Raw genomic sequence first — 15,804 nt, 5'->3', positions numbered from 1 at the left:
CAGCCGTTTCTTAAGTGAAAGGAAATGGTGAATGACATGAAAAAACTTGCAATCATTGCCCTCACTTTGGCAACCGGCCTTGCCGGCGTAGCGCCTGTCTATGCTGCGCCCGCGATGCCGACGATTCACGAACAGACCGGCGATAACCCTGACGTTGTAAAGGTCGATGACCATTGGCATCACCATCATCACCACAACAACAATGCCGGCGCGATAATCGGTGGCCTTGCCGCCGGCGCCATCATCGGCGGCGCGGTCGCCAACCAGCACCGCTACTACTACGACGAGTATCCGCGCGATCGCTACTATCGTTACCACCGCCACTATTATGATAATCGCTATTATGACAATCGTTACTACGAAGACGGCGATTATTGATCGATAGCGGTTGATGCACGCACGGGACGGCGGAAACCGGCGCCGTCCCTTTACATTTGGGGAGCAGGCCCCGCCGAGCTGCCCAGCAAATGATGGCTTGATCCACCTCGCGATCGTATAATCCGCGCTTATTCGCATCAAAACCTCGCCACGACGTCATGCTCGCGCAATGTTGCCTCTCCACAAGCGTGGAGCGAGGTGGCGAGATGCGTGTCCTATTGGTAGAAGACGAGCCGGAGCTTGCTGCCGCACTCTCCGCGGCACTTCGAAACTATGATCTGGTTGTCGATCACCTCTCCACGATCAGCGATGCCGAAGAGGCCTTGCGGCTCCCGCGAGGTTATGACGCGCTGCTGCTCGACAGGAGCCTTCCGGATGGCGACGGGCTGACGCTGGTCAAGCTCGCCCGCGAGATTGGCAAGGGCGGCGTTCCCGTCATCTTGCTGACCGCAAGAAGCGAATTGCACGACAGGATCGAAGGGCTCGATGAGGGCGCGGACGACTATATCGCCAAGCCCTTTGCCGTCGAGGAGCTGATGGCACGCCTGAGGGCGGTGCTGCGGCGGCCGGGAACGCTGGATGCGAAGCCGCTGCGGATGGGAGAATTGCGCTTCGACCTTCTCAATCGGGAAGCACGGATCGGCGAAAGCCTGATCGAGATGCCGCGCCGGGAACTGCTGGTTCTCGAAGCATTGATGCGACGCGCCGGCCGTACCGTCGAACGGTCGAGCCTCGAGGAAGCCGTCTACGGCCTTGGCGACGACATCCAGTCCAACGCGCTCGATGCCCATGTATCTCGCCTGCGACGGCGGCTTGAGGCGGCCGCGGCCGGAGTCGAGATCCACACGATCCGCGGCATCGGCTATCTCATCCGCCAAACGCGCGCGTGACGATGCGCTTCCGCTCTTTGAAATGGCGCCTGATCCGCCGTCTTTTCCTGCTGCAGGCGGCAACCTGTCTTTCCCTGGGCATCCTCTTTGTCTTCGGCCTGTGGGGCAGCGGCTTTACCGGCCTGTCGGCGCCGGACGAAGATTCGATTACCGCCGTTGCCGCCTCCATCGCGTGGCAGGAAGATGGAAGCATGCGCCTGATCGAAACCGCGGGCCTGGAAAGGGAACGCAAGCAGGCACCCGGTTTCTGGGCCCTCGTCCGCGACCGGGATGGACGAACCCTTCGTGAAGGCCCCGTGCCGGCGCCATTCCTCGAAATCGGCGCGCTTGGCCCCATAGTCGCCGAGGCGCGGTTCAACAGTGACATAAGCGACCCCGCGGCGATGGCCGCGCGCCTGAAGACCGTTGCCAGCCCGCACGGCCCGCTTACCATCATCGTTGGTCGGCAAGGCATATTGCCACCCGCAAAGCTTCTGCTGACGCTTGCCGCCTTTGCATCAGGCGCAGTCATCCCGGCCATCGTGCTGACTGGCCTGATAACGCTGGCCGTCACGCCTTTCGTCGCCCGAGGCGTTCACAGAAGCCTTGAAGCCGTTGCACGTGCCGCCGAACGTATCAATGCCGAGGATCGCGGTTACCGGCTGCCGCTTGAAACCGTACCGTCGGAAATCGCACCCCTGGTGCTGACCGTAAACGACACCCTGGCGCGGCTCGACGACGCCTATCACCGCCAGAAACGCTTCATGCTGGCGGCAGCGCACGAACTTCGAACTCCGATCGCCATCCTCCAGGCGCGGCTCGCGACAATGGAGAAGACCGCCGCCACGGAGCGGCTTGCCGAAGACATCTCGCGGCTTGCTACCCTTGCAGAACAGCTTCTCGACCTTCAGCGGCTGAACAGCAATGCCAGGGAATCGCAAATGGTCGACCTTTGCGCCCTGGTGCGACGGCAGGCGATCGAGCTTGCTCCCCTGATCATCGCTGCCGGCTATACCGCCGATTTCCAGATGCCTTCGTCACCTCTTCCGATCGTCGGCGATGCCGCATCCATCGAGAGAGCCGTCGCCAATCTGGTGCAGAATGCCGTTCAGCACGGCGGCCGCAGCGGCGTTATTACGATCCTCGTCAAACATCCCGCCGATATTTCGATCAGCGACGAAGGAGATGGAATTCCCCAAGCCGACAGGGAGAGGATCTTCGAACCCTTTCAGCGGATAGGAAGCCCAACCGAGGGCGTAGGGCTCGGCCTGCATCTGGTGAAGGACATCGTCGAATTCCACGGCGGCCGGATCTGGGTGGGAGACGCGCCGGGCGGCGGCGCAAGCTTCAACATCGCCTTTCCGCCCGCAGCCTCGGACACCTGAATTTCATCGCGAGGGTCGGGGGGACGTAATGCTCCCATAATGCGGACCCGTCAGGACTGCGTGAGGCACCCCTGCCGATCGCAACCCGGAGACCGAAATGCCCCTGCCGTCCCTGCCCGCCTTCTTTGCAAACCTCATCCGCGCGCCGCGCACGATCGGCGCGATCGCGCCATCCGGTCCCTATCTGGCGCGTTTGATCACGAGTGAAATCACGCCCGGCTCCGGCCGTATTCTGGAACTCGGTCCGGGAACGGGCGTGTTCACGCAGACGCTGCTCGACAAGGGCGTGGGGCCTGCGGACCTGACGCTCGTTGAGATCGAGAAGCCGTTCGTCTCCTTGCTACGACGGCGGTTTCCCGGTGTTACCGTGCTTCAGCGCGACGCCGGGCATCTTCCTGACCTGAAGAAAGACAGCTATGCCGCCGTAGTCAGCGGCCTCCCTTTCCGCAACATGCCGAAGGATACGATATTTGCGATCCTCAGCGAGGCCCTGTCCTTGCTGCACGGGGACGGCAGTTTCTACCAATTCACCTATGGCGCCGCCTGTTCGGTGCCCGCTGACGTGATGGACAGGCTGGGGCTGGAATCAGAAAGGCTCGGTCGCGTTCGGCTGAATTTGCCGCCGGCCAGCGTTTTCAAACTGTCCAGGAAACCCTCCTGATCATGGCCGACCTCCCCGCATTCGCGCAATCCCTCGTCTCCTGCGGGCTGGCTGGCGCCTTCCTCGTCGCCTCGATCGAAAAATTGCTGCCCGTAATTCCATCCATCGGCCTCTACCTCATACTCGGCATCCTGTCGGATGGTCGACCGGCGGCTTTCCTCGCCCTGATCCTCGTTACCGCCATGGGTTCGACAATCGGTTCCCTGTGCTGGTTTGGAATCGCCCGCGCAGCCGGGACATACGGATGGCACGAGCGCAGACATCGCCTTCTCGAGCGATATGCCCGATCAGCGCGGCCGGTCACAGGCTTGGCGGGCACGACCGTGGCGGGCGTCATCGCCGTACAGCTCCTGCCTGTCGCAAGGGCCTATACGGGTCTGCTCTACGGTAGCTCAAGCGTCGGCGTGACCAGATTCGCGCTCTCGACCTTTGCCGGTTGCTGCGTCTGGAACGGCGTACTAACCTCCGTTGGGCGGATCATTGGCACCCTGTAAATTCCGTTCCAATCAGGATGTTTGGGGCAGAAAGGCCAAATGCCTCCGTTTTTCCGCCCTAAAACCCCAGGTTCCGGCTGGACTTTGACAAGGTGATCTGTTATCTCGCCCTACCAATCGCAAGGTCATGGGCCTAGCGAACACTATTTTATTGCCCCCGGAAATTGCTGATTTCCGCCGGCTGACAACCAAAACCAAAGGAACGGGATTTCACGTGCAGGTACTTGTCCGCGATAACAATGTTGACCAGGCTCTCCGCGCTCTGAAGAAGAAGATGCAGCGCGAAGGCATTTTCCGCGAAATGAAGATGCGCGATTACTACGAGAAGCCCTCGCAGAAGCGCGCTCGCGAAAAGGCAGAAGCTGTTCGTCGCGTTCGTAAGCTGGCACGCAAGCGTGCACAGCGCGAAGGTGTTGTCGCGCGTTAATTGTCGTTATTTCGACGTTTTCAGATGCACTTGTCTGGCGGGGGCGAATCGTTCGCCGCCGCCTTTTTGATTTGTCTCTGATAATGTATATCAGACGAAACTGATATGACGTATGGGGAAAGCGAACCCGATAATGGCAGTCACGAATATCCAAGCGACCGTTTCTTCGAAACCGTTTAATTCTCTTTCGAAGAGGCGCTTTGCCTCCTTGCCGATCATGGCGCTTCTTGGTGCCATTTGTCTTGCAGGCTGCCAGACGAACAACGCCGACACCGTCATCCGAATCGACAAGGCGCAAGGGTCTCAGGAAAACATCGCTTCGCTGACCTCGGTCATCAATGCCAATCCTCAGGATCCGGAAGGCTATAACGTCCGCGGCTCCGCCTATGGACGCGCCGGTGAATTCAGCCGTTCGCTCGCAGACTTCAACCAGGCGATCCAGCTGAATCCGAAATTCTACCAGGCCTACGCCAACCGCGCGCTGGTCTACCGCAACATGGGCAAGCAGCCCGAGGCGGTTGCAGACTACAACATGGCCCTGCAGATCAATCCGAACTACGACGTCGCCTATATCGGTCGCGGCAACATCTATCGCAGCGCAGGCCGCGACGACGACGCCTTCAACGATTTCTCCAAGGCGATCCAGCTCGGCACCACGGATGGGCGCGCCTATCACGGCCGCGGCCTGATCTACCAGAAGCGCAACCAACAGGATAAGGCGATCGAGGACTTCTCGAAGGCCATCTCGCTGGCTCCTAATTCTCCGGAGCCCTATAACGGCCGTGGCACGTCCTACGTGGCGCTGAACGACGACGACAACGCCTTCGCCGACTTCAACCACGCCATCGAGCTCAACGACAAGATTGCCGAATCCTGGGCAAACCAGGCGCTCATTTACGAGCGCAAGGGTGACAAGGCCAAGGCGGCCCGCTCCTATCAGCATGCAATCAATCTTGACCCGAGCTACCAGCCGGCCAAGGATGGCCTGGCACGCGTTCGCACCAGCTGATTGAGATTCGCCGCCTGCGTTCCGTAGGCGGCGCCTGATTTTCAGGTGCCGCGATATCGGCGGCGCTCTCCCCAACAGCGCCGCTCGTCAAACATGACGCGCAAAGGACGCTGAAAAGCATGCCCTCTTCTCAAAAAATCATCGTTATCGGCGCCGGCATCATCGGTGCCTCCATCGCATGGCATCTTGCAAGACGCGGCGCCTCCGTCACCGTCATCGCCAAGAAACCGGGCGGCGAGGCGACGCCGAATTCCTTTGCCTGGATCAACGCAAGCTGGGGCAATCCGGAATTCTATTTCCGTTTCCGCAGCCATGCGATGACGGAATGGAAGAGACTTGCCGAGGAACTGCCGGGGCTGCCGCTCAACTGGTGCGGCGGTCTCTGCTGGGATCTGCCCCCGGATCAGCTGGAAACCTATGCCACCGAGCATGGCGGCTGGGGATATGGCGTCAGGCGCGTGACCCAAGAAGAGAGCGCCGTCATCGAGCCCGGCATTACTGAACTGCCCGACCTTGCCCTGCATATTGCCGAGGAAGGGGCCGTCGAGCCGGTCGCGGCTGCGAGGCTGATGCTTGCCGATGCCTTCCGCTATGGCACGACCTTCCTGCAGGATGTCGAAGTCGAACGACTGCTGATGGAAAATGGCAGGATCGTCGGGATAGAGACCTCGCACGGCAGGCTTTCCGCCGATCATGTCGTTCTCGCGGCCGGCGCCGGCACATCAGGGCTTGCGGCATCCGTCGGTGTGGATGTGCCGCTGGAAACACCGCCCGGCCTCATCGTCCATTCCCGACCCCATACGACGCTGCTCAATGGCCTGGTTATCGCCCCGCAGCTGCATATGCGCCAGACGGCTGAAGGACGCATCATCGCCGGAAGCGACTTCGGCGGCAGTGATCCCGGCGATGAACCGCAAAAGGTGGCCGACGCGCTCTTTGCCAAGGTGAAGGCGATGCTGCGCGATGCGGACGGTCTCGAGCTTGATTTCTTCACGGTGGGCTACCGCCCGACGCCGAAGGACGGCTTTCCGATCATCGGGCCTTCAGATGCCGTCGCCGGCCTCTATCTGACCGTGATGCATTCGGGGATTACGCTCGCAGCGCTGGTCGGCCAGCTGGCGGCCGACGAGGTCCTCGGCGAAAGACGCGACAGCCTGCTTGCGCCATTCCGGCTCTCCCGTTTCTCAGCCGCCTGAGCGTCTGCAACGAGGTCCGTGTCTCTTACCTTCCGGCGACATATCCGCAACATCCCCCGTCAAATCGCGGTGGTCTCTTTTCGCATGTTGCAACGCAATTTATCGAGCCCTAACATGCTGTTGGATAGCTTGCTGTCTGTGGGTAATGGGGGCGTTCGACATGATGGCGAAAACCAGTCCGACTGTTGACGTGAATGATGGAGGCCGGAAGGCAAGCGGCTGATCGCATTCATGGGCAAGAAGTTAAGACTGTTTCCGAGGGCAACAATAGGCGCCTATCTCATCGCAATCGCATTGGCGATCGCGTTGCCTATTCTGGCGTTCGTGGCCCTGCTGCTTGTCCAGCTGGAGGACAGCCAGCGTGACGTTCTTCGCCGCGACACGGTCCAGGATGCCATTGCAATTGCCCGCAGCATCGATCGGCAGCTGCAGGACATGTCGACGACGCTTCGGCTGCTCGCGACCTCCCCCGAACTGGAGCGAGGCGATCTGGCAGCCTTTCATGATCGGACGCTGACCGCACTCGGCTCTGATTCGATGTTCGTTCTTCTTGTTGACTCAGACGGCCAGCAGCTGCTCAACACCCGCCGGTCCTATGGCACACCGCTGAAGAAGATGTCGAACATACCCGCGCTCAAGCACGCGCTCGATTCGCGAAGGACCGAGGTTTCGGATGTCTTCCTGGGCTCGACCAGCGGCGCATATGTCTTCAACGTGACCATGCCGCTTGCGACATCGCCCTCCGGCGCTGCCCTGATCATGACGCAGAATGCCGAGGAGTTGGGTCGGCTGCTGACAACCGACGGAATGGCGCCCGGCTGGTCGGCGGCGGTGCTCGACGGCACCGGACACGTCGTTGCCTCCATTGGAGCCGACCATCTTGCAGCCGGGACGCTCTTCAAGAAGGATATACTGCCGGCGCTGGGACTGAGCAGCGGCATCTATCAGAATGACTATACCATGCCGCGGGACCTGCTTGGCTACGCCCAGGTGCCTGGATGGGCGTGGAAGACGGTCGTGTGGGGGCCGATTGCATCGGTCCAGGACTCCATCGCCAACATCTGGCGTTTCCTGGTCTATGGCGGCATCCTGCTGCTTCTCATTGCGCTGATTGCCGTTTACGCCCTCGCCCGCCAGGTCCGCACGACAATTCAGGATATTGCCGACATGGCCAACCGGATGGGCCGTGGCGAGATCGTCGCTCCGATCGAAACCAGCGTCGTCGAGGCCAACCAGGTGGCCGTCGCGCTCTCCAATGCGTCGTTCGACCGCAGCGAGACCGAGGATCGGCTTCACCTCGTCATGCATGAACTCGTCCACCGCACGAAGAACCTGCTGGCGCTGGCCCAGGCGATGATGCGCCAGCTTGCCAAGCAGACGGACAGCGTCGACACATTCCAGAAGGCCGTGGCCGACCGCCTGGACGGCCTTGCGCGCTCGATCGAAATTCTGACGAGCGAGCAATGGTCGGGCGTCTCGCTCCGCCGCGTCATCAATCTTCACCTTGCGAACTTCCTGCAGGACCCGCAGCAGCTTCAGGTCGAGGGACATGATATCCTGCTGAGGCCAGAAGCCGTGCAGAACCTCGGACTGACCCTTCACGAACTGGCGACCAATTCCGTGAAATACGGTGCGCTCTCGGCCCCCGAGGGCCGCATCCGCATCAGCTGGACCGACGTCGAAGAGGGCGCTGCGCCGATGATCCGCTTCAGCTGGGAGGAGATGAACGGTCCGACGGTCAAGACACCCCTGCACACCGGTTTCGGCACGACGATCATCAAGACGCACGCGGCCGCCGCCTTCGGCGGCATGGTCCAGGTCGACTTCCTGCCGGAAGGCCTGCTCTGGGTATTGATGGCGCAGCGCAGCGCTGTTGAGCAGAAAGCCGGGACTCATAGCTGACACGCAGAGAGAGACTGGATGGCGACAGCTGGCTACGCCAGCTCAATGCACTGGGAATCCGTTTCGGACGATCGGTCGTTTGCCCCAAACAGCAGCCGTGCTTGTTCCACCGGCATCGGCCTTCCGAGCAGATATCCCTGAACCTCGGAGCAACGGCGTTCGCTCAGGAATTCGAGCTGGTCGGCTCGCTCTACGCCTTCTGCGGTCACCGTCATATCGAGCGCACGGCCGAGATCGATGATGGTGCGCAGGATGATGTCTGCCGCTTCATCGGGATTGTCGGGGTTCAGCTTGCCAAGGAAGCCGCGATCAATCTTGATCTTGTCGATCGGAAACGCGTTCAGATAGCCGAGGCTTGAATAGCCGCTGCCGAAATCGTCGAGAGCGATGCGCACGCCGAGCGACTTCCAGAGTTCCAGCTGCGCGCGCGTCCCGGCTTCATCATCGATGAAGACGGATTCGGTGATTTCCAGCTCCAGCCGGTGCGGCGCAAGGCCGGTGCGCAGCAGCGTATCGCTGAGGATCAGCGAGAACCGGCCGTTGCGGACCTGCAGAGGCGACACATTGACGGCAACGTGCAACTCGCCCGGCCAGCGTGCCGCTTCCGTGCAGGCCGTCCGCAGCACCCACTCGCCAAGGGCCTCGATCAGGCCGTATTCCTCCATGAGCGGAATGAATACGCCCGGGGACACCAGCCCGCGCGTCGGGTGATGCCAACGGACCAGGGCTTCGAAACCAACGAGATGCGGCATCGCAGTGCTGAACTGCGGTTGGTAGTAGAGTTCGAATTCGCCTTCGCGCAATGCGTTGCGCAGGTCTTCCAGCAGGTTCAAGCGCTCCAGCATGCCGGCCCGCATGCCCGGATCGAAGAACATATGGGCGCTGCACTTCATCTTCTTGACTTCGTACATCGCCAGATCGGCGTCGGCGATGACGGTGCCGAGATCGGCGTCCTTACCCGCGCGGACGGCAATTCCGACGCTCGTTCCCGTCGTCAGAACCACGTCCCCATATTCGACCGGTTGGGCCAGTTCGGCAATGATGGCGTCGGCGGTCGCGGCAAGCTCGGCTGGGACAAGGGCGCGCTCGAAAATGATGACGAATTCGTCGCCGCCGAGCCGGACCACGGCGTCGCCTTCCGACACCATCTTGCTCAGGCGTTCCGCCACGACCTTGAGAACGAAATCGCCGCAATCGTGGCCATAGGTGTCGTTGACGAATTTGAAGCCGTTGAGATCGACGAGAAAGACGGCCATCTGCTCGAGCGAGCCCTCGCGCAAGCGGCTCTGCAGGTCGCCGATCAGATTGAGCAGATAGGCGCGATTGAACAGGCCGGTGAGCGGATCCTGGAACGCCAGGGTATGGAGTTCCCGCTCCCGTTCGCGCAGGCGGGCCTCTGTCGACGCCTGCTCGCTGATGTCGATCCGCCGCGACATGGTCGCCCCGGTATTCGAGCGGGAGCGCGTATAGATATAGGTCTTGGAGCTGATCTTCTGGATCTCGCGCTGACGCGCGACCAGAACTTCGGCCATCTGCTTGCGCTTGGCGAGATAAGCTTCCGGATCGTTGCGCGCCAGCGGATCGTCGATGATCCCGGCATCGAGATCCATCCGGTAGAGGTCGAGATGGTTCCGGCCCAGCAATTGCGAGGGTTCGGGGTAATGCGGGAAAACCCGGTGATAGGCATTGTTGGTGAAAACGATGCCGTCATTGGCGTCGTAGAACGAAATCGCCTCTTCGCTCTCCTCCAGAGCTTCGAGCACCATCTGCGACAAGCGCCGCTCGTGAAAGGCGACGATGGCACCGGCGCAGAAGCGCGTAAGCCGGCTGCAGCGGAGCAGGCTCTCCGGGCTCACAAGGCCGCTTCCGGCAAGGATGACGCCACCCACCACGCGGGCTCCGCTGACAAGCGGCTGGGCAAGGATCGGCGATCCGTTGGCGGCCTGGCTGATCGGAAATTCGACGCCCTCGATCAACCAATCGGTGTTTGGGAGTGCCGTGCCCGCGGGCAAATTGAGATCACCGACCTGCGCTACCTCGCGCACCGTCTTGCCGTTGCGCGCCACCACATAGCCGCAAAGGGCCAAAGGCCCGGCCACGCTTTCACATGCGGCGTGAAATGCCAAAAAAATGTCCTGCTCTGACTCCGCTTCGTGCAGATTGGCGACAGCGCCGACAAATTCTTCAAATTTCGTCGATCCCTGCATTTTCAAAATCATCACGTAAAAGAATTTGGAGTTTGGGGACCATTTTGGCCCCAATAGCTTAAGGGACCAATAATCGCCCCTCTAAGCTGTTACAGCACTGTGCACACAATGCGTCTCGCTTAACCCTTTCTTATGATACTTTTAAGAAGCGGAAGGGGGCCATGGGAGATTGTCCTCGCTTTGTCGCGCTAATGCTTCGCGTTCGACCTTGCTTCAATTCAACTGCTCGAAGATTCGGAACCGCGATCACGGTCCTGCTTAGAGCGCCCTATCAAAGTGAGGAATAGGCCATGACGAGACAGCTTCTGTTCGTCCAGGGCGGCGGCGAAAACGCGCATGACGAATGGGACAGCAAACTGGTCGCAAACCTCGAGCAGGAGCTTGGGCCTGACTACGAGATTCGCTATCCGCGCATGCCGGACGAAGATAATCCCGAATTTGCGCGCTGGAGTGCAGCACTCCACAAGGAGTTGGACAAACTGGATAGAGGAGCCATTCTGGTCGGCCATTCGATCGGCGCCACCATCCTTGTCCATAGCCTTGCAGCCGAACCGCCGAAGCAGTCACCGGCCGGCATTTTCCTGGTCTCGATGCCGTTCATCGGCGAGGGAGGTTGGCCGAGCGAGGATATCAAGCCCGAACCGGACCTCGGCGCGAAGCTGCCCGCTCAATCGCCCGTCTATCTTTATCAGGGCGACGCGGATGAGATCGTTCCCGCCGGGCATGTCGACCTGATCGCGAAAGCGATCCCGCAGGCCGCGGTGCGCAAGCTCCCAGGACGCGACCATCAGTTGAACAACGACATGTCCGAAGTCGCAGCCGACATCCGTGAATTGATCGGGCGGAAACCGCAACGGGAATGATTCCGCAGAATCGACCTCGACGGCCGAAACCGGGAAACCTCGCCCTTCGTCGCCTCGCCGTTACTCGTTCATCGCCTTGACGATGTCCTCGGTCATCTTCTTGGCGTCTCCCAACAGCATCATCGTGCCGTCCTTGTAGAACAGCGTGTTGTCGATGCCGGCATAGCCGGAGCCGAGCGAGCGCTTGACGAAGAGGCAGGTCTTGGCCCTGTCGACGTCGAGGATCGGCATGCCGTAGATCGGCGAGGTCTTGTCGTCGCGTGCCGCCGGATTGGTGACGTCGTTGGCGCCGATGACATAGGCGACATCGGCCTGGGCGAATTCCGAATTGATGTCTTCCAGCTCGAAGACCTCGTCATAGGGAACATTGGCTTCGGCGAGCAGCACGTTCATGTGGCCCGGCATGCGGCCGGCGACAGGATGGATGGCATATTTTACCTCGACGCCATGCGCCTTCAGCCTGTCGGCCATTTCTCTCAGTGCATGCTGCGCCTGCGCGACCGCCATGCCGTAACCCGGCACGATGATCACCTTCGAGGCATTCGCCATCAGATAGGCCGCGTCCTCGGCCGAGCCGAGCTTCACGGTCCGGTCGATATCGTCGGCAGCGCCGGACGAAACCTCGCCGCCGAAGCCGCCGAGGATGACCGAGATGAAGGAGCGGTTCATGCCCTTGCACATGATGTAGGACAGGATCGCACCCGACGAGCCGACGAGCGCGCCGGTCACGATCAGCGCCAGATTGCCGAGCGTGAAGCCGATGCCGGCTGCCGCCCATCCCGAATAGGAATTGAGCATCGACACGACGACGGGCATATCCGCGCCGCCGATCGGCACGATCAGCAGAACGCCGAGCGCAAGCGCTAGGGCAACGATGGCCCAGAAGGCGAAATGGCTCTCGGTAACGGCAAGCACAATGATGAAGAGGACGATCAATGCCAGCAGGGCGGCATTGATGACGTGCCGCGCCGGCAGCATGATCGGCTTGCCCGACATGCGCCCGTCAAGCTTCAGGAAGGCGATGATCGAGCCGGTGAAGGTCAGTGCGCCGATCGCCACGCCAAGCGCCATTTCGATGCGCGCTTCGGTATGGATCTGGCCGATTTCGCCGATGCCGAAGGAGGACGGCGTATAGAGCGCGGCCGCAGCCACCAGCACGGCGGCAAGGCCGACCAGCGAGTGAAAGGCGGCGACCAGCTGCGGCATAGAGGTCATCGGAATGACGCGGGCGATATAGGCCCCTGCCCCGCCGCCGATCGCGATGCCGAGGACGATCAGCACGAGACCGCCGAAGGAGGGTGTCGCCAGCGCCAGCGTGGTGAGGATGGCGATCGTCATACCGGCCATGCCGTAGAGATTGCCCTTGCGGCTGGTGGAGGGATGCGAAAGGCCGCGCAGCGCCAGAATGAAGAGGACGCCCGACACGAGATAGAGGAAGGCTGCAATATTGCTCAGCATGCCGGGCTCACTTGTCTTTCTTCTTGTACATCGCCAGCATTCGCTGGGTCACAAGAAAGCCGCCGAAGATATTGACGGACACCAGGACCAGCGCGACGAAGCCGAAGCCCGTCGCAAGCCCGCTTGCCGATATCCCGACCGCGAGTAGCGCGCCGACCACAATGACGGATGAAATAGCATTGGTGACGGCCATCAGCGGCGTATGCAGCGCCGGCGTGACCGACCAGACGACGTAATAGCCGACGAAGATCGACAGCACGAAGATCGCAAGTTCGAAGACGAGCGGATCGATGACGCCACCGGTGGCAGCGCTCGCCACATCAGGCGCATGGGCTGCGGCCGTAGTGACTGCCGTGACGGCCTCATTCAGCTGCTGCAGCGCCTGCTCCATTTCCTGGGTCGCCATCACAGAACTCCCTTCTTGGCATTTGCCTGATCCGGATCGATGAAGCCCGGATGCACGACCACGCCGTCATGGGTCAGCATCGTCGCCTTGATCAGCTCGTCGTCGAGATTGAGGCCGAGCGTCTTCGTCTCCTTGTTGACCATGGTCTCCAGGAAAGTGACGAGGTTCTTGGCGTAGAGCAGCGAGGCGCTGGCGGGCACCCGGCCCGGCATATTGGCAAACCCGATGACCTTGACGCCCTCGACTTCGGCAATCCCGCCTGCCTGCGCCCCCTCGATATTGCCACCGCGCTCGACCGCCAGATCGACGGCAACAGCGCCCGGCCGCATGGATTTCAGCATGTCGCGCGACACCAGCCGCGGCGCCGGCCGACCAGGGATCAGTGCCGTCGTGATGACGATGTCCTGCTTGGAAATATGCTCGGCAACGAGCGCCGCCTGCTTGGCCTGATAATCTTTCGACATTTCCTTGGCGTAGCCGCCGGCAGTTTCCGCTGCCTTGAACTCCTCGTCCTCGACGGCGATGAACTTGGCGCCGAGCGAGGCGACCTGCTCCTTGGCCGCCGGGCGAACGTCTGTCGCGGAAACCACGGCGCCGAGGCGCCGGGCCGTCGCAATTGCCTGCAGGCCGGCAACGCCAGCGCCCATGACGAAGACCTTGGCGGCGGGCACCGTTCCTGCCGCCGTCATCATCATCGGCATGGCGCGGTCATAGGCTTCAGCCGCCTCGATCACGGCCTGGTAGCCGGCCAGATTGGCCTGCGACGACAGAACGTCCATCGACTGCGCGCGCGTGATGCGCGGCATGAGCTCCATGGCAAAGGCAATGAGCCCGGCCCGGGCCATATCGGCAAGCGCTGCATGATTGCCGTAGGGGTCCATGATGGCGATGACGATCGCGCCGCTTTTATAGCCGGCGATCTCGGCCGTCGTCGGACGACGGACCTTCAGAACGACATCGGCACCAGCTGCATCGGCAACCGAGCCTATGCGCGCGCCGACCGTTTCATATTCGCCATCGGGGATGCGTGACAGAAGACCGGCACCGGCCTCGACCACGATATCGAGGCCGAGCGCCTTCATCTTCTTCACTGTCTCTACGGACGCCGCAACACGCGTCTCATCCGCGGCAGTCTCCTTTGCCACAAAGACAAGATTGCCCAACTACATCTCCTTGCGTCAGACGAACCACTTCGGAGCATGCCCGTAATGGCCTGCGAATTTTTTGGGAAAGGCTGCGGAAGACGGGAGGCCGGTCAGCGCAGCAGGAAGGCGCCGATAACGACGAGGATGATGAAGACGAGAAGACCGCCGAGGAAACCGCCGCCGCCGAAGAAACCGGCAGCCATGCCCAGAAGCAGCGCCGCAATGATCATCGATCCATATTTGGCGCCGCTAATGAACAGACCATAGGTCTTTTCGTGCTCTCGGTAATCCATTGGAGCACCGGTTTCGACAGGTCCGGAATGATGTTCAGCCATAGACGATCTCCCCTTGAACGGTCCGCTGCAATCGACCTTCAAACGGCCTCCCAGCAGAACCCATATCCCTAAATCGCCCCAGGTTGCGGCCAGCGTTACGGATTGGGAAAGACGTCCCGAGCCCCTCGTAACACCCGCTGCAAAGCAGGGCAATTTCCTCAATTGAGGCCTTACACAAAGCGGGGAAAAATGCAATCCACGACAATGCCGCAGGCGTGCGGCCAAAGGTTTGATCCGGGATCAGCGCCCCGGATCAAACATTGTTCAACCCAGCCGGCGTTCAGGCTCCATCTGGCCACGAGCAGCATGGCGTGCCGTCGGAAGAATGGTCAGTGGCGCCGGACCCAGGTTGGTGTCGCGCGAGAACATCATCCGCCGTTCATAGGGTTCCGAGACGAAGAACGGGAAACGCTTGTAGAGGTTCTGCCTGACATCTCTTGTCCGCGTTGCCATTAGCGTCAGATCGATATTGTACTTGCCGACATTGCTCTTCGCCGGAACGATGGTATCGGCATAGAAGACGCGGCGATAGAAAGACGCGTGCTGCGGGCTGACCAATTGCAGGACGCGGTCGGCATCGAAATAGTCGGCAGCCATCGAGGCAATTCTCAGCGTCAGATAGGGAAGCGAAGGCATTTCACCGATGATTTCCGGATCGGCCGCAAAACGGACGGGATCAATCAGGCTCATGCCCGCATCCAGGAACTGATCGATCTCAGCCGGATAAATGTCGCGGGTCGAACTGACGCGATGCTCGGGCGTGACATGATGGATGCGAACGGTGCTGATCAACCGCTCGTAGAAGTAGACGCCAAAGACATAAGCGTGATCATCGAAATCGCTGTCATCGATCAGCTTTGAGCCTGAGAGCGGCAGGATGTCCGCCATCTTGTAGGCGCGGTAACGAATGCGGCCAACCTCTTCCAGGTCCTCGCTGCTTTCAACACGCCGATATTCGACGCGATCCAAAATCTGAAGAAGCTTTTTTGAGAAGCTGTTGTGAAAGATATCCGAGAGCATGATCCACATATCCATGTTAACGGATCATTAATGCTTCAGGGCTAGGCCC

16 protein-coding genes are annotated in these 15,804 nt (G+C 60.8%); 10 read left to right on the top strand and 6 right to left on the bottom strand.

Translation table 11 applies throughout. The features are described from left to right. The first annotated feature begins 36 nt into the window (after positions 1 to 36). The 9 genes from EV561_RS28215 (at position 37) to EV561_RS28175 (ending at position 8,321) form a co-directional block, all read left to right on the top strand. The gene (locus EV561_RS28215; protein WP_132526723.1) at positions 37 to 378 is read left to right on the top strand and encodes a hypothetical protein; all 342 of its coding nucleotides are present in this window, start codon (positions 37 to 39) and stop codon (positions 376 to 378) included. A gap of 206 nt (positions 379 to 584) precedes the next feature. Then, on the top strand, positions 585 to 1,268 hold the full coding sequence (locus tag EV561_RS28210) for a response regulator transcription factor (RefSeq protein ID WP_132526721.1): 684 nt from the start codon (positions 585 to 587) through the stop codon (positions 1,266 to 1,268). A 2-nt stretch (positions 1,269 to 1,270) separates the two neighbouring features. Then, positions 1,271 to 2,632 carry a HAMP domain-containing sensor histidine kinase gene (locus EV561_RS28205; protein ID WP_132526719.1) on the top strand — a complete coding sequence of 454 codons (1,362 nt, stop codon included), beginning with the start codon at positions 1,271 to 1,273 and terminating at the stop codon, positions 2,630 to 2,632. A gap of 97 nt (positions 2,633 to 2,729) precedes the next feature. Beyond that, positions 2,730 to 3,293, top strand: a complete 564-nt coding sequence (locus EV561_RS28200; protein WP_132526717.1) for a methyltransferase domain-containing protein — start codon at positions 2,730 to 2,732, stop codon at positions 3,291 to 3,293. 2 nt (positions 3,294 to 3,295) lie between these two features. Continuing rightward, the gene (locus EV561_RS28195) at positions 3,296 to 3,787 is read left to right on the top strand and encodes a VTT domain-containing protein (protein ID WP_132526715.1); all 492 of its coding nucleotides are present in this window, start codon (positions 3,296 to 3,298) and stop codon (positions 3,785 to 3,787) included. Between the two features lie 214 nt (positions 3,788 to 4,001). After that, on the top strand, positions 4,002 to 4,214 hold the full coding sequence (gene rpsU, locus EV561_RS28190; protein ID WP_018072771.1) for a 30S ribosomal protein S21: 213 nt from the start codon (positions 4,002 to 4,004) through the stop codon (positions 4,212 to 4,214). Positions 4,215 to 4,431: 217 nt separating this feature from the next. After that, positions 4,432 to 5,223 carry a tetratricopeptide repeat protein gene (locus EV561_RS28185; RefSeq protein WP_245513001.1) on the top strand — a complete coding sequence of 264 codons (792 nt, stop codon included), beginning with the start codon at positions 4,432 to 4,434 and terminating at the stop codon, positions 5,221 to 5,223. 119 nt (positions 5,224 to 5,342) lie between these two features. Then, positions 5,343 to 6,419 (top strand): FAD-binding oxidoreductase, encoded by a 1,077-nt coding sequence (locus EV561_RS28180; protein ID WP_132526712.1) that lies wholly within the window; start codon positions 5,343 to 5,345, stop codon positions 6,417 to 6,419. A 231-nt stretch (positions 6,420 to 6,650) separates the two neighbouring features. Then, positions 6,651 to 8,321, top strand: a complete 1,671-nt coding sequence (locus tag EV561_RS28175) for a sensor histidine kinase (RefSeq protein WP_132526710.1) — start codon at positions 6,651 to 6,653, stop codon at positions 8,319 to 8,321. Between the two features lie 32 nt (positions 8,322 to 8,353). Here EV561_RS28175 and EV561_RS28170 read toward each other — a convergent pair whose 3' ends face one another. Continuing rightward, positions 8,354 to 10,447, bottom strand: a complete 2,094-nt coding sequence (locus EV561_RS28170; protein ID WP_245512995.1) for a GGDEF and EAL domain-containing protein — start codon at positions 10,445 to 10,447, stop codon at positions 8,354 to 8,356. Positions 10,448 to 10,818: 371 nt separating this feature from the next. Between EV561_RS28170 and EV561_RS28165 the strand changes: the two genes are divergently transcribed. Then, positions 10,819 to 11,391: an alpha/beta fold hydrolase gene (locus EV561_RS28165; RefSeq protein ID WP_132526706.1), complete on the top strand. Its 573-nt coding sequence runs from the start codon at positions 10,819 to 10,821 to the stop codon at positions 11,389 to 11,391. 60 nt (positions 11,392 to 11,451) lie between these two features. On the opposite strand, the gene EV561_RS28160 is transcribed toward EV561_RS28165, so the two are convergent. The 5 genes from EV561_RS28160 to EV561_RS28140 form a co-directional block, all read right to left on the bottom strand. Beyond that, positions 11,452 to 12,846 carry an NAD(P)(+) transhydrogenase (Re/Si-specific) subunit beta gene (locus EV561_RS28160; RefSeq protein ID WP_132526788.1) on the bottom strand — a complete coding sequence of 465 codons (1,395 nt, stop codon included), beginning with the start codon at positions 12,844 to 12,846 and terminating at the stop codon, positions 11,452 to 11,454. A gap of 10 nt (positions 12,847 to 12,856) precedes the next feature. Then, positions 12,857 to 13,255 carry a proton-translocating transhydrogenase family protein gene (locus tag EV561_RS28155; protein ID WP_132526704.1) on the bottom strand — a complete coding sequence of 133 codons (399 nt, stop codon included), beginning with the start codon at positions 13,253 to 13,255 and terminating at the stop codon, positions 12,857 to 12,859. Beyond that, positions 13,255 to 14,418, bottom strand: a complete 1,164-nt coding sequence (locus EV561_RS28150) for a Re/Si-specific NAD(P)(+) transhydrogenase subunit alpha (protein WP_132526702.1) — start codon at positions 14,416 to 14,418, stop codon at positions 13,255 to 13,257. Before EV561_RS28150 ends, EV561_RS28155 begins: the two co-directional genes overlap by 1 nt. A 92-nt stretch (positions 14,419 to 14,510) precedes the next feature. Further along, positions 14,511 to 14,735, bottom strand: coding sequence for an aa3-type cytochrome c oxidase subunit IV (locus tag EV561_RS28145; protein ID WP_132526700.1), 225 nt, complete (start codon positions 14,733 to 14,735; stop codon positions 14,511 to 14,513). Positions 14,736 to 14,999: 264 nt separating this feature from the next. Further along, positions 15,000 to 15,755: a hypothetical protein gene (locus tag EV561_RS28140; protein ID WP_132526698.1), complete on the bottom strand. Its 756-nt coding sequence runs from the start codon at positions 15,753 to 15,755 to the stop codon at positions 15,000 to 15,002. Between the last annotated feature and the right edge of the window lie 49 nt (positions 15,756 to 15,804).

The sequence above is a fragment of the Rhizobium sp. BK376 genome (assembly GCF_004341625.1).
Classification (GTDB): domain Bacteria; phylum Pseudomonadota; class Alphaproteobacteria; order Rhizobiales; family Rhizobiaceae; genus Rhizobium.
The sequence above is the reverse complement of the archived record's forward strand: the minus strand, read 5'-3'. Positions and strand labels throughout refer to the sequence as shown.

Excerpts from the sequence above, each read along its gene's own strand:
- EV561_RS28175 (WP_132526710.1), top strand. The coding sequence starts at position 6,651 with ATGGGCAAGAAGTTAAGACTGTTTCCGAGGGCAACAATAGGCGCCTAT.
- EV561_RS28215 (WP_132526723.1), top strand. The coding sequence starts at position 37 with ATGAAAAAACTTGCAATCATTGCCCTCACTTTGGCAACCGGCCTTGCC.
- EV561_RS28200 (WP_132526717.1), top strand. The coding sequence starts at position 2,730 with ATGCCCCTGCCGTCCCTGCCCGCCTTCTTTGCAAACCTCATCCGCGCG.
- EV561_RS28205 (WP_132526719.1), top strand. The coding sequence starts at position 1,271 with ATGCGCTTCCGCTCTTTGAAATGGCGCCTGATCCGCCGTCTTTTCCTG.
- EV561_RS28185 (WP_245513001.1), top strand. The coding sequence starts at position 4,432 with ATGGCGCTTCTTGGTGCCATTTGTCTTGCAGGCTGCCAGACGAACAAC.
- EV561_RS28180 (WP_132526712.1), top strand. The coding sequence starts at position 5,343 with ATGCCCTCTTCTCAAAAAATCATCGTTATCGGCGCCGGCATCATCGGT.
- EV561_RS28155 (WP_132526704.1), bottom strand. The coding sequence starts at position 13,255 with ATGGCGACCCAGGAAATGGAGCAGGCGCTGCAGCAGCTGAATGAGGCC.
- EV561_RS28165 (WP_132526706.1), top strand. The coding sequence starts at position 10,819 with ATGACGAGACAGCTTCTGTTCGTCCAGGGCGGCGGCGAAAACGCGCAT.
- EV561_RS28210 (WP_132526721.1), top strand. The coding sequence starts at position 585 with ATGCGTGTCCTATTGGTAGAAGACGAGCCGGAGCTTGCTGCCGCACTC.
- EV561_RS28195 (WP_132526715.1), top strand. The coding sequence starts at position 3,296 with ATGGCCGACCTCCCCGCATTCGCGCAATCCCTCGTCTCCTGCGGGCTG.
- EV561_RS28140 (WP_132526698.1), bottom strand. The coding sequence starts at position 15,755 with ATGCTCTCGGATATCTTTCACAACAGCTTCTCAAAAAAGCTTCTTCAG.
- EV561_RS28145 (WP_132526700.1), bottom strand. The coding sequence starts at position 14,735 with ATGGCTGAACATCATTCCGGACCTGTCGAAACCGGTGCTCCAATGGAT.